This is a genomic window from Flavobacterium sp. WC2409, from assembly GCF_041200085.1.
GTDB lineage: Bacteria > Bacteroidota > Bacteroidia > Flavobacteriales > Flavobacteriaceae > Flavobacterium.
Genome location: NZ_CP165625.1, coordinates 1363057 through 1377693, shown reverse-complemented (window position 1 = coordinate 1377693; position 14637 = coordinate 1363057). Strand labels below are relative to the sequence as shown.

General features: G+C 32.5%; 11 protein-coding genes. All 11 read right to left on the bottom strand.

Going from position 1 to position 14637, the window contains the following annotated elements:
- Positions 1-97: 97 nt before the first annotated feature.
- Positions 98-1381 carry a histidinol dehydrogenase gene (gene hisD, locus AB3G34_RS05965; protein WP_367769802.1) on the bottom strand — a complete coding sequence of 428 codons (1284 nt, stop codon included), beginning with the start codon at positions 1379-1381 and terminating at the stop codon, positions 98-100.
- 112 nt (positions 1382-1493) lie between these two features.
- Complete coding sequence (hisG, locus tag AB3G34_RS05960) at positions 1494-2351, bottom strand: ATP phosphoribosyltransferase (protein WP_367753009.1); 858 nt, start codon at positions 2349-2351, stop codon at positions 1494-1496.
- A gap of 277 nt (positions 2352-2628) precedes the next feature.
- Positions 2629-3150 (bottom strand): DUF2231 domain-containing protein, encoded by a 522-nt coding sequence (locus tag AB3G34_RS05955; RefSeq protein ID WP_367769799.1) that lies wholly within the window; start codon positions 3148-3150, stop codon positions 2629-2631.
- A 102-nt stretch (positions 3151-3252) separates the two neighbouring features.
- Positions 3253-4371: a VIT1/CCC1 transporter family protein gene (locus AB3G34_RS05950; protein WP_367753005.1), complete on the bottom strand. Its 1119-nt coding sequence runs from the start codon at positions 4369-4371 to the stop codon at positions 3253-3255.
- A gap of 9 nt (positions 4372-4380) precedes the next feature.
- Positions 4381-5499, bottom strand: a complete 1119-nt coding sequence (locus AB3G34_RS05945; RefSeq protein ID WP_367769796.1) for an efflux RND transporter periplasmic adaptor subunit — start codon at positions 5497-5499, stop codon at positions 4381-4383.
- Between the two features lie 10 nt (positions 5500-5509).
- Positions 5510-9844, bottom strand: coding sequence for a CusA/CzcA family heavy metal efflux RND transporter (locus AB3G34_RS05940; RefSeq protein WP_367769793.1), 4335 nt, complete (start codon positions 9842-9844; stop codon positions 5510-5512).
- An 84-nt stretch (positions 9845-9928) separates the two neighbouring features.
- Entirely contained in the window at positions 9929-11314 is a 1386-nt protein-coding gene (locus tag AB3G34_RS05935; RefSeq protein WP_369753776.1) for an ATP-binding protein, read from the bottom strand.
- Complete coding sequence (locus tag AB3G34_RS05930) at positions 11314-11976, bottom strand: response regulator transcription factor (protein ID WP_369753775.1); 663 nt, start codon at positions 11974-11976, stop codon at positions 11314-11316. The genes AB3G34_RS05935 and AB3G34_RS05930 overlap by 1 nt, the downstream gene beginning before the upstream one ends.
- Before the next feature lie 13 nt (positions 11977-11989).
- Entirely contained in the window at positions 11990-13435 is a 1446-nt protein-coding gene (locus tag AB3G34_RS05925) for a DUF3570 domain-containing protein (RefSeq protein WP_369753773.1), read from the bottom strand.
- A gap of 10 nt (positions 13436-13445) precedes the next feature.
- Positions 13446-13655, bottom strand: a complete 210-nt coding sequence (locus AB3G34_RS05920) for a DUF4266 domain-containing protein (protein ID WP_367752993.1) — start codon at positions 13653-13655, stop codon at positions 13446-13448.
- A complete protein-coding gene (locus AB3G34_RS05915; protein ID WP_369753772.1) occupies positions 13648-14637 on the bottom strand; it encodes an FAD:protein FMN transferase in 990 nt (329 codons plus the stop codon). Before AB3G34_RS05915 ends, AB3G34_RS05920 begins: the two co-directional genes overlap by 8 nt.

Sequence of the window (14637 nt, the reverse complement as noted above, 5' to 3'; positions counted from 1 at the left end):
TTGTTTTTAGAGGAAAGAAATTAGAATCAAGAGTTAAGAGAAAAGACTTTTATACTGTGCCTCCTTCTCTAATATCTTGTTTCTTGCTTCTTGTCTCTTATTCTAAACTCTTCAATCTTAGTGTCACCGCATTCTTATGCGCTTGCAGCCCTTCGGCTTCTGCCATAATTTCAATGGCGTTACCAATATTTTGAATTCCCTTTTCAGAGATTTTTTGAAAAGTCATTGATTTAGTAAAACTATCTAGGTTTACTCCGCTATAATTTTTAGCATAACCATTTGTTGGTAAGGTATGATTAGTACCCGAAGCATAGTCTCCAGCGCTTTCAGGGGTATAATTCCCTATAAAAACAGAACCTGCATTTTCGATTCCGTCGATAAAAAAATCATCGTTTGCAGTACAAACTATGAAATGTTCCGGTCCATATTCATTGATTAATTCTAAAGCAGTTTTATCATTTTCTACATAAATCAACTTTGAGTTGGCAATCGCTTTTTCGGCAATCGCTTTTCTAGGTAATTGCTCTAGTTGAATTTGAATTTCGGCTTCAACGGCGTCAATCAGTTTTTTTGAAGTTGACACCAAAATAACCTGACTGTCTGTACCGTGCTCTGCTTGAGACAATAAATCAGAAGCTACAAAAGATGGAATAGCAGTATCATCGGCAACAACAAGTAATTCAGAAGGTCCAGCAGGCATGTCAATTGCTACACCAAATTGAGTTGCTAATTGCTTGGCAACAGTAACAAATTGGTTTCCAGGTCCAAAAATTTTATACACTTTAGGGATCGTTTGGGTACCAAAAGTCATTCCTGCAATTGCCTGAATACCACCTACTTTTAAAATTTTAGTAACACCACATAATTGTGCTGCGTATAAAATGGCTGGATTTATAACTCCTTTTTTATCAGGAGGAGAACATAAAACAATCTCATTACAACCTGCAATTCGAGCAGGAACGGCAAGCATCAAAACAGTTGAAAATAAGGGAGCAGTTCCTCCTGGTATATACAAACCAATCTTTTGAATCGGTCTTTTCTCTTGCCAACATTGTACTCCTTCTACTGTTTCTACTTCTACTTTCGCCGTTTTTTGAGCTGTATGGAATTTTTCAATATTGCTTTTAGCCAATTGAATCGCATCTTTCAATTCGTTAGGAACGGTAGCAACAGCAGTTTCGATTTCTTGTATAGATACTTCTAGATTTTCAAAATTTACTCCGTCAAAAATCGAAGTATATTTGGCCACAGCGGTATCTCCTTTTTTCTGAACTTCCTTAAAAATTTCTTTTACAGTAAGTTCGATGTCGTCGATAGTCTTAGTAGGTCGTTCTAGAATTGCTGACCAGGTATTGGGTTTTGGGTCGTATATTTTATTCATCGTATTGTGTTTTAACCGCAAAGTTCGCAAAGGTTTTTCGCAAAGTTTGCAAAGTATCAACTATTTAAGTTTTACTCAACTTTATAATTCATACTTAATAATTTATAATTATTTATAGCACCATTTTTTCAATTGGGCATATCAAAATTCCTTCGGCACCAGCGTCTTTCAATTGATCGATTACTTGCCAGAAAGTATCTTTATCAATTACAGAGTGTACACTGCTCCATCCTTCTTGCGCCAATGGCAAAACGGTTAAACTACGCAATACTGGAAGAATTTTACCTACTTCTTCAATTTTATCATTAGGCACGTTCATCAAAATATATTTTGATTTTCGCGCTCTTAAAACGGATTCAATTCTAAATTTTAAGGTGTCAATTAATTTTTGAACATCTGGAGTTACTTTTGGAGAAACTGCCAATACCGCTTCACTTTTATAAATAATTTCAACTTCTTTTAAATTGTTTTTAAACAACGTACTTCCGCTTGAAACAATATCAACAATGGCATCGGCTAGACCAATATTTGGAGCGATCTCAACCGAACCAGAAATTTGGTGAATATCTACATTTACTCCAAAAGAATTGAAATATTCGATCACCGTATTTGGGTAAGAAGTCGCAATACGCAATCCATCTAAATCTTGAATAGAATTGTATTCGAATGTTTTGGGTACAGCAACTGAAACTTTACATTTAGAAAAACCAAGCTTTTGAATCACTTGAATCCCTTTCCCTTTTTCAACCAATAAATTGTCTCCTACAATGGCAATATCTACCACACCATCAATTAAGTATTGAGGAATATCAGAGTTTCTTAAGTATAAAACTTCTAAAGGGAAATTTGAAGCTTCTGCTTTTAATTGATCAATTCCATTGTTAATAGAGATTCCGCAATCTTTTAGAATTTGGATACTGTCTTCGTTTAAACGTCCTGATTTTTGAATTGCAATTTTTAATGTACTCATTTTTTTGAATTTAATTTTGTTAGTATTGTGTCAGAGTACAAAAGTTAGGCAATAAAAAACCCGTTTGATGTACTCAAACGGGTTTTAAAATATGATGACTTACACCCATTTCATTAACACATCGCTTGAGAGCAATAATGAAAATGATGATGTAATTGTTTTGTAAACATAATTGTGTTATTGTTTTAGAACTTTAATTTCTGATGCAAATATAAATCATATTTTAATTAAAACGCTATTTTAAATTTAACTAATTGCTATTTTATTGTTAAATATCTTATTCGTCGACTTTCCTTTTTAGCGTATCATTAAAACCGGGACGGACACTATTTATATTTTTAGAAACCAAAGTGTCATTGTTATCTCTAATTTCAGTATGACGAATTTCTCCACCAGATGTTCCTACGAACGTTGATAGTCCAGCAGCAATTAACGCCAGAATCAAAGTGATGTATGTTACTATTTTTGCAAATTTATTTCTTTTTTGAGTTGCATAAAGTGATACAATACTGAAAATACCAGTTGCATATAACACCAAAGCAAATTTCTCGGCTATTTGCTCATGTTCATGAATAATTTTTTCTCCAATTGTAGGCATATCTTTTACCATTTCTTCAGCGCCATCACCTGTCGCCATGCTTGCCAACGCGAAAACAGCTGCAATAATAAGTAGAAAAAAACCTGTATTCTTAACCGAATTATTTTTTAAAAATAGTCCAGCAATTAAAACCCCAAGGCCCAATATAGATCCAATAATTGGAAAATGGTTAACTACTAAGTGTAAATGAGCATCATTCATATTTTAAATTTTATGGTTTCATTTTAAAAATTAAAAATAACATTTTAATTTGATTATAATTTACTTTATTTTTTGATTTAATAAGAAAATTCCTTTTGAATTCTAAGCTGCTAAGGATACGCCTATCAATGATCCAATTCCATAGGTGACGGCCGCTGCCGCTAAGCCAAAAAAAACTTGTCTAAAACCTGAAAATAATATACTTTTCCCTGTTAGTAACGTTATTGCAGCACCAATTCCAAAAAGCCCTATTACACTGCTGCCAATACTTAAATAAATGGCATTCATCCCGTCTAAAATCATAAAAGGATATAATGGTATTATGGCTCCTATTGAAAAAAGGACAAAAGAGGCAATTGCAGCTTCCCAAGCGGAACCACCTAATTCTTCTTTATCTATTCCTAGTTCTTCTTTAATTATTGCATCAATTGCAGTTTCAGGAGTTTCAAATGCTTTATCGGCTAATTTTTTAGCCTCTTCCATATTCATTCCTTTAGCTTGATATAATAAAACAAGCTCTTTTTTCTCTTCTTCTGGCGAAGCTTCTAGTTCTTCTGTTTCTAAATCAATTTGGCGTTGGTTCAATTCTCTCGAACTTTGTACGGACAACCATTCTCCCAATGCCATTGAAATTGCTCCTGCCATTAACCCTGCAATTCCAGTTAGTAAAATAGTATTATTAGAAACGGCGGCACCTGCAACTCCCATTACTAAACTCATATTGGAAACCAAGCCATCATTCGAACCTAATACAGCAGCGCGCAAGGCATTACCTCCCACTGATTTATGTCGGCTTTCAAATTTAGATAGAAAACCTCCCGAAACATTCAACGCAGCATTATCATTTACTGCTTCAATTATTTTAAGATGATTGTGCTCAAAACCTGTTGGTTTTTCACCACTTTGTAATTTATTTTTAATAGCGTTAACCGCAAATTGCTTTTCAATATTGGATAAACTACTGATTATCGATCCGTAGCCAAAAAACTTACCAAGTTTTAATTGAAATTTTGCTCTAGAAGAAGGCAGTGGCATTTTATAATTAGACTCAAATGAAATGACTTTGTCAAACATATGTTTAGCATGCCCCTTTTCAATTTCACCTAAACTTTGTAAAACACGAACTAAATTATCATCCGTTTGAATAGCAGCAATACTTTCGTACAAAAATGCAGTATCTACTTCTACTTGTAATTGCTCTTTTAATTTTTTTAAATCCATAATTATCGATTAATTAGTAACATCAAAAACACCTTTTACCAAAATTTTTGAAGATGAATTAATATGAGTATCCGGAAGAATTTCAATAAATTTTTCAGAACGTTCGCCAACTTTAACTGCCACTTTTTTAAAGAAATAACTGTTGTTTTTATCTTCTTTCAATAAAAGTACAAAGTATTTATTATTTTCTGTTATTAATGCTTCGGTAGGAATTGCTAAACCTTTCTTTGAATCCACTATAATAGCAGCTTCTACAAACATTCCTGTTATTAATTTTTGTTTCATGGTTTCGTCTAAATGGCCATGAACATTGATTGTTCTATCACTTCCTTCTATCGATTTTCCTACTAAATGAACTTCGGCGTTAAAAACATCTTTTGAAGCCTCTGGAACAGTAAATTTAATTTTTTGTCCTTCTTTTACATTCAATATATCTTTTTCAAAAACATTTAATTCCAAATGTAAATGAGAAGTTTGAATAATATCTAATATTACATCCGATGGAGAAACGTGCATACCAACATTGGCATTCATTACAACAATATCACCAGATATCGGGGCATAAATGGTTATTACAGAAGTTAAATTTCCTTTTTCAACATTTGCAGGGCTAATATTAAGCATCAATAATTTTGCTTTTAAGCTTTGGTACATCCCTTTTGCTCTGCGATAGTCACTCTCTGCTTTTAAATAATTTTTTTGAGAAGTGATTTTTTCATCGAATAATGTTTTCTGACGTTCATACTCCGACTTTAGATACTTAATTTGTTCTGCAACGTCTAAATATTCTTTTTGAATATCTAAAAATTCTGTGTTTTCTAATGTCAATAAAGCTTGTCCTTTACTCACTTTATCACCTACTAGAAGTGTTGTAGATTTCACATATCCACCTATAAACGAAGTGATCTGAGCTCTATTTTGTGGCGGTACATCAATTTTTCCCGATGTTTTTACCGTTACGTCAAAATCTTCCTCAACAGGAGCTGAAATTTCCATTGCACCCGACTTAAATTGCGCTGTTGTAACTGATATTAGATTGTCATTTTTATCAATGACTTCTTCTGATTTTGTCTCTTTACAAGAAACAAATAGAATGGAAAGAGTAAATATATATAGTGTTTTTTTCATTTTAAATATTTTAGTAATTAAGGAATTGAATGTCAAGTTGTGTTTTATTGAATTGAAGTACATTATCTAAATAATCTACTTGAATAATGGTCGCGTTTTCTAAACTTTGGATGTATTGAAAAAAATCTATCTCTCCATGTTTGAAACTCAAATTTCCTACTTTAATAATTTCGTTCGAAAGTTTTTTACCGTATTGATTGTAATAATTTAAAGCATCTTGGTATTTTGCTAATTCATTCTTTTTTTGATTTAAATAACTATCCATTTTTTGGGTTTCATTTTGCTTTTGTTGCTCCCAACTTTGTAGTTCAAGTTGTGCCACTTTTGATTTTGAAATATTCGCAGTATATAAAATAGGAACTGCAATTCCAATTTGAAAACCATTCAAAGATTGCGAAATTCCTTTGTTAGAACCTCTAAAATAGTCTAAGTGCAAATCTGGAAACCAATTTTGTTTTTGAAGGTATATTTGACTTTCATAATTTTTACTAACACTTTCTAAATAATAATTATAGGTAAATTTACTTAATTCATTAGTTAAGACATTTAACGGTATTATTTTTATGCTTTTAATTACTATTTTATCCTCTGATTGTACTAATGCTTGTAATGTTTCATACTCCGCTTGCTTTTCATTTTTTATTTGAGAAAGTTTTGTTTTTATCTGTCTGAATTTGGCTTCTGCAGTGATTTTTTCGAGATAATTCGTCTCCCCTAATTCAAATCGTCTATCACTTGCTTTAGAAAAATTTTGATACAAACTATCTAAATATTGATACAGTTTTTCTTCATGTTGTAAGTACACGATTTGATAATAAACCTTAGAAATCATTAAGGAAGTTTTGTTTTTTTGAATCTCAAAACTAGCCTTTTCTTTTTCAAATTCTGTTGTATTTACTTTTTTCTGAGCACCATAAACGGTAGGAAAAGAAAAGCGTTGTTGAATCCCGAATATTTTTAAAGGTTCATTATTATAGGCAACATTATTTTGGTCATAATTGTAGTAGATATTCGTTTTATCGAATGCAAAAGCGCTATTTATATTTGCCTGGAATTTATCTACTTGCAATTGATGCGCTTTTAATCCTTTGTTGTTACTTATCCCTTTTGAAATCAAACTATCTAATTCAGTAGTAGTATTTTGTGCAAAACTATAAGAACTGCTTAATATTAAAAATATGATATAAGTAGCACTATGATGTTTTTTAAATCTTGGTTTTCTAAATTCTTTCCCTTCAAAAAGTTTATATAAAATAGGCAATACAATCATCGTTAAGATGGTTGCTGTAAACAAACCTCCAATTACTACGGTTGCTAAAGGGCGTTGCACCTCTGCTCCTGCTGATGATGAAATAGCCATTGGTAAGAAACCTAGAGCGGCAGCGGCAGCAGTTAATAGCACGGGACGCAATCGATCAGTAGTTCCTTTTAAAATAAGTTCATCAATATTTTTCATTCCCTGGTGTTTTAATTCTTTAAAATGCTCAATTAATACGATTCCGTTTAGCACAGCAATTCCAAACAGCGCAATAAATCCAACTCCTGCAGAAATACTAAAAGGCAATCCTCGAATCCATAAAAACAACACCCCTCCAACTGCCGAAAGTGGTATGGCCGAATATACCATCAAGGCCTCTTTTACTGAACCAAAAGCAAAATACAATAATATAAATATTAAAAATAGCGCAATTGGAACTGCAATCATCAGTCTGGCTTTGGCACTTTGGAGGTTTTCAAATTGCCCCCCGTATTGCACATAGTAGCCCGTAGGTAACTTTATTTGAGTATCTACAATTTTCTGAATATCAGTTACTACACTTTGTAAATCTCTATTTCGCACATTGATTCCTACAACAATTCTTCTATTCGTATTGTCTCTTGAAATTTTAGCAGGACCTTCGGTATAATCTATGCTTGCTAACTCCTGCAACGGAATTTGCTCTCCAGACGAAGTGGTGATATAAAGGTTTTTTAAGTCATTTATACCCGTTCTATTGGACTGATCTAAACGGATAACCATGTCAAATCGTTTCTCGCCTTCAAACACATTTCCAACCGTTTTTCCTGCAAAACCAAGCGCTATCATTTCATTTAAATCGGAGATATTCAAACCATATCGAGCAATTTTTGAACGATCATATTTTACTGTCATTTGCGGTAATCCTTCGGTTTTTTCAATTATTATATCCGAAGCTCCTTCTACTTTTGCAATAGCTTTTTTAATTTCATGGGCTTTTCGAGCCAAAACATTTAAATCTTCACCAAAAATCTTCACCGCCACATCTGAACGTGTGCCTGAAATCAATTCATTAAAACGCATTTCAATCGGCTGTGTAAACTCGATTTCCATATTGGGAATTTGTTTTTCGATAGCCGTTTTAATTTTATCAGCTAATTCATCTTTACTGGATGCCGATACCCATTCTGATTTTGGTTTCAATTTTACAATTACATCACTTTCTTCCATACTCATTGGGTCTGTAGGAACTTCGGCAGCACCTATTCTACTAACCACTTGCTCCACTTCGGGGAAATTCTTGAGTATTATTTTTTCGATTTTGGTAGTAGTAGCTATCGTTTTTGTTAATGTAGTTCCCGTTTTAAGAACAGGTTGAATGACAAAATCCCCTTCGTCAAGTGTTGGAATGAACTCCCCTCCCATAGTGGTAAATAAAACGATCGCCATAACTAATAATCCAAAAGCACCATACAATACTTTTTTAGTATTAACCAAAGCCCAAGTTATAAGAGGTAAATACCAAGAATTTAGCTTTCGAATTAATTTACTAGATAACGATTTTGGATTTTCTACGGTTGGTTTTAAAAACAACGAAGAAACCACTGGAACATAGGTAAAGCAGAAGATCATAGCCCCCACCAAAGCAAAACTAAAAGTCATCGCCATGGGTTTGAACATTTTACCTTCGATTCCTGAAAGAGAAAGAATTGGAATAAAAACAATCAAAATAATAAGTTGGCCAAAAATAGCCGAATTCATCATTTTAGAAGCGCTCTTATACGTAATTTGATCAATTTCTAACTGTCGGTCTTCTTTGGAAAGTGGCCCTAACTGTGCTGATTTACTGGCTATTTGGAATGCAATGAATTCAACAATAATAACCGCACCGTCAATTATTATTCCAAAATCGATGGCACCTAAACTCATTAAATTAGCGTCTATTCCAAAAATATTCATCAGTGAAATTGCAAATAACAAACACAATGGTATGACTGAAGCTACAACTAATCCTGAACGCCAATTTCCTAATAATAATACTACAACAAAAATCACGATTAAACAGCCTAGAGTAAGATTTTCGGCCACTGTAAAAGTGGTTTTACCAACTAATTCGCTACGTTCTAAGAATCCATTGATATAAACGCCTTCGGGCAGTGATTTTTGAATGATTGCAATTCTATCTTTCACATCATTGATGACTTGTTTTGAATTGGCGCCTTTAAGCATCATCACTTGTCCAAGTACCTTCTCTCCTTCACCATTACCAGTAATTGCTCCAAAACGATTGGCATGACCAAAACGAACATCAGCCACATTCTTTATATAAACAGGGAAACCATTACTGTTTTTAACAACAATGTTTTCAATGTCTTCCAAGTTTTTAACTTTTCCTTCGGCACGAATAAAATAACTTTGATTTATCTTCTCAATATAAGCACCACCTGCAATACTGTTATTTTTTTCAAGAGCTGTAAAAACATCCGTTGTAGCAATATTCATTGCTTTCAATTGGGATGGATTAATAGCAATTTCATATTGTTTTAAAAACCCTCCCCAAGTATTAATTTCAACAACACCTTTAATTCCTGACAATTGCCTTTTTACTACCCAATCTTGGATCGTTCTTAAATCAGTAACGGAATAGTTGTTTTTAAATTCGGGTTGTACTTCAAGTGTATATTGGTAAATTTCACCAAGTCCAGTGGTTATTGGCCCCATTTCAGGAGTACCAAAACCGGCTGGTATTTTCTCAGAAGCCGATTTAATTTTTTCAGCAATTAATTGTCTTGGTAAATAAGTACCTAAATCATCCTCAAAAACAATGGTGACAACTGATAATCCAAATTTTGAAATGGAACGAATTTCCTTTACTCCTGGTAAATTAGCCATTTCAATTTCAACAGGATATGTAATATATTGCTCAATGTCTTGGGTTGAAAGATTACGTGAAGTAGTGATTACTTGAACTTGATTATTGGTTACGTCTGGAACAGCACCAATAGAAATTTGGAATATAGAAAAAACGCCAAATCCTAAAATACAAAGAGTGAATAATAAAACAATGAGTTTGTTTTTTAGACTAAAAGCTATAATTTTTTCTAACATAAATATTTTATTTTGATCCTTCAAAAGTAAAATATAAAGATAGGGATTAACTTAAGATAGTCTTAAGGGATACTTAAAGAATACTTAATGAAAGTTAAGTTCCACTTGTGTTCCCTCATTTTCTTGACTAGAAATAGTAACTTTAATGTTCAGTAATTTACATAATCTACTAACAATCGAAAGTCCTAAACCAGTCCCTTTAATATCTGGATGATCTGTAGATTGAGAACGAAAAAAAGGGTTAAATATTTTTTGTAAATCTTCTTTTGGAATTCCAATCCCTGAATCAGATATGTGACATGTCACTTTTCCTTCTAATTCAGTTAATACAATTGCCAACTGACCATCATAATTTGAATATTTAATTGCGTTCGAGACAATATTATTAATAATAATGGACACTAAGTAGCGGTCACTTTTTACATATATTTCATTTGTAAATTGTGTATTAACCTGAATATTATTAGACTGAATTAAAGTAGAAAATCTAGAAATAGTATCTAATAATATGGCATTCAAACAAACATTTTCTATTTTAATAGATTGATTTTGATTCTCATATCTTGCCAGTAAAAGTAGTTGATCAACAATATTATTTAAGCGATTTACTTCAGTAATACAATAATTAACTTTATCATGATACTCTTCTTGATTACGCGGTTTTCGTATTAAAACTTCTAATGTTCCTTTAATGACTGTTAAAGGTGTTCGTAATTCATGAGAAGCATCTGAGGTAAATTGTCTTTCTCTTTCAACTGCTGTTTCTATTCGATCTAAAAGATGATTTATCGTTTTTGATAAAATGTATAATTCGTCTTTTTTTTGTGGCAATGGAATTCTGGACTTTAAATTATCCTTTGTAATAATATTTGAGGTTTCTATAATAGAACTGATTGGTTTTATACTTCTACCTGCAATAAATCGAGCGATAAGAAAAAGTATTAATAGAATTAAAGGATAAGCAATAATTAATATTTCGGATAAATTTTGAAGTACCATGGAAGCATCTTCAAGCGACATAGCAATTATTAAATAACCAATTACTTTTTCATTTTGATAGATAGGAACTTGAATTTGACGAATTTTATTTTTTAAAATTTTTGAGTCAAACAATTCATTGTCTGGAACAGATTTATTAAAATATAAAATTTGATTCTTTAAATTAGGTGATTTTTCAAGAACATCCCCATTTGCATCCAAAAATTCAATAAATACAGGATTTACATCAACCGTATTGTGCTCTCTTTCTTTCCATTCTTCCATATGGATTAGGAAAAAAGAGTTGTTTTTAATTTCTATTTCATTCAAATGGTTGTTGACCTCTTTTGAAATATCAGTATTTACGTGATTATAAACACTAAATTTTACGATAGAATGTATAGCAAAAAACACCACAAAAATTAAAAGTGCAGTTGTGATTATATAATTAGAAGCAATTCTATTTTTAAAAGAAAGTTGTTGCATATTCATTAGTCATTAGCTATGTAACCTACACCACGAACTGTTTTAATATAATCTTCTTCGATTTTTAGGTTTAATTTTTTACGAATGGCATTGATAAAAACATCAATTACACCGGTATCGTATTCAAAATGGATGTCCCAAACATCTTCAATTATTTGATTTCTTGTACATACTTTACCTTTGTTTTTAATGAGATAATACAACAACTCAAATTCACGCTGTGTCAATGAAACTTCTTCTTGTTTAACTGATACGATGTGCTTTGTTCTATTGATTTCAATAGTCCCTAAATTCAGAATTTCTTCTTTATTTAGGTTTCGAAAGTGAATCTTGATTCGCTCTACCAATTCTTCAAAACTAAAAGGTTTTTTTATATAATCATTGGCTCCCGCTTTCAACCCTTCTATCGTTTCCTGAATCGTATCTTTAGCTGTTAAAAAAAGAATAGGCACTTTGGTATCTTTGATTCTGATGGCTTTACACAAATCCAAACCACTCATTTTAGGCAACATCCAATCTAATAAAATTAAATCAAAGTTGTTCTTTTGAATTAATTCAAACCCTTGTAAACCATCGGATGCACAAGTGATGTTATACCCTTCTTCTTCCAAACCTTGTTGCAAAAATTGAATAATACCTAATTCATCTTCAACTATTAATATATGCATTTATTAAATTGTTTTATTGTACTTCAAATTTAAACCCAAAAGAAGCAATATTTGCAGATAAACCATCACTCCTTTGATAATGATTCAATCGCAAATCTATTGATTTTAATCCTAAAACAAAGATTCTTGCTCTAGCAAATATATCCGTATACGTAAAACCAAGCCCATATTGATTGCTTACAAATTTAGATAAATCATAATCGGAGGTATAATATTTTTCGGTTGAAAGGTGCTGTTCATAAGGTGCAAAATAATCAGATGCAGTTTGCGTATAGTAGCGATACATTGGATACGCCGTAAATTTTGAATTTATTTTTATAGGCAACTCTATTGATGCCGTATGTGCTTGAATCCCCCAATTGTCCTGATAATATCTATAATATGCACGTGCAACCACATATTCATTGATGTAAAAATTTAGACGAGCGCCAATAGGAATTTTAAATCGAGAACTAGGTAACCTTTCTTTATCATCTGCTAATTGATATACTCCTTTGTTATCATAAGATCCATACACTGGAATATATTGTGATTGTCCAATATAATAGTTGGCTTTATCAGCAAAATAAACCCTTTGATACGGTGTAGCTAATAATCCTTCTTGCTTCAAAAGATCCATAAATATTGATAATTGAATCTTTTTAGTCATGATTTGTGAAAAGGAAATCGAAGCAGAATACGAATTTCTATTTGAATTAGTATAAGGTGTAAAAGCAGACGGCAAATAATTCGTTGATTTATTACCATATCGATCCATAATTGTAACACCAGTTAAATATCCTTGATTTTGAAAGTTAGCACCGTAAGTGGCATATTCATGCAATTCAGTTGGATAAATGGGTCTCCATTGATCCAGATAAGCATTCGCTTTCAAACTAATCTCTGTGTTTTTTTCATTGAATAATTTAGTGTACCCACCACCAAACCCAAACGAAGTATAATCAAATTCATTTGATACAGCAATATCAGCATTCCACAAATTATTTCTATTGTCTGAACTATGACTGTAATTTGCCGAAACTGAAGCCAATTGATCACTCTTCGAAGCTCCGGAAGAAGCTTGCCAAGGTGTTCCGTAAGGTGCAGAACTTACTGTTGTAGAAGTCGTTTTCCCCGAAGCGCCAGAAGATGTTGATGTAGAACTTTTATTGGAATTAAAAGGATTAATATTACTGGAAGACGCTGATGTATAAGTAGAGATTCCAACATCGAATGTTAATACATCATCATCATTAATCGGCACTGCTATAACAATATTGGAGGCAACATCTGTTAATTTTTCGGAACCGATACCTCCGTTAACTGGTGAATGTGTCCCATCTTGATTGTAATAACTCAATAAAAAATCAACTTCTGTATTTTCTAAAACCCTCTTTTTAAAAGTAGTAGCAGTTTCTTTTTCTTGTGCAAAAGCAGTGAAATTAATCAATACAACAATTGCAATTAATATTTTTTTCATCTTTAATAAATTAATTGCATCCACAACCACCACCTGTTTTTCCTCCGTTTGCACCTGCGGCAGCTTCACGGTATACTTGAAAAGTAGTCTCGTATTTTTCAGCTGGCTTTGCAGCTAACTTCATGTCGGGATCATTGATATATAATTTATCATATTCTTTCACAGCAACACAGGATTGCATTGCTAGCGCTAAAACTAAAAAAAAGGGCCATTTATTCATTTTTATAATTTTTTAAATCAATATTTTTTGAGGTGGATATTTTTCCTTTATCGTCAACATAAATACAGCCAATTCCGGGCAGTTGATTCACCAAATCTAAACCAACATCAACTCCAAGTACAAAAATACCTGTGGCTAATGCATCGGCTAATTCAGTTGATTTTGCAAAAACAGAGACACTAATCACACCTGATGCTGGATAACCCGTTCTGGTGTCAATGATATGAGAATAGCGTTTACCATTGAATGTAACATACTTTTCATAACTTCCTGATGTTTCAACAGAACTATCTTCGAGTGGAAAAGTAGCGAAAATTTTATCCTTATTCATTGGGTTTTTAATTCCCACTTTCCATTTCTCTCCATCGAGTTGTTTACCCCAAGTATTGATATCTCCAGAGATATTCACTATTCCAGCAACTACCCCTTTGCCGATGAGCATAGTTTTAATTTTATCAGCAATAAAGCCCTGACCAATACCTCCTAAACCCAATTTCATTCCTTCATTTTTAAGAAAAATAGTTGTGTTTTTTGGATCTAATATGATATTTTTATATCCTACTTTACTAACCGAATTTTTAATCTCTTCAGGTGTTGGCATCCTTGTCATACTTCCGTCAAATTTCCAAATCTTATCCATTGAAGCATAACTAATATCAAATGCTCCTGAAGTTAACTCTGATATTTTCATCGCTCTCCCAACCAAATCAAATACCTCTTGAGGTACTTTTACTGGTTTAATTCCTGCATTTCTATTGACTTCGGATATGGGAGTTGTTGGAATCCAGTCGGAAATTAAATGTTCAATTCGAGAGACTTCCGCTACAGCCATATCAATATATCCATCGGCTTCTGGAATATCTTTAGCTACAACAATCATTTCAAACGGGCTTCCTAACATCGATAAAGTTCTTTTTTGGGTAACCTGAGCCGAAGTTCCAAATACTACAAAAAAGAAAATACAGGAAGATAATTGTCGCAT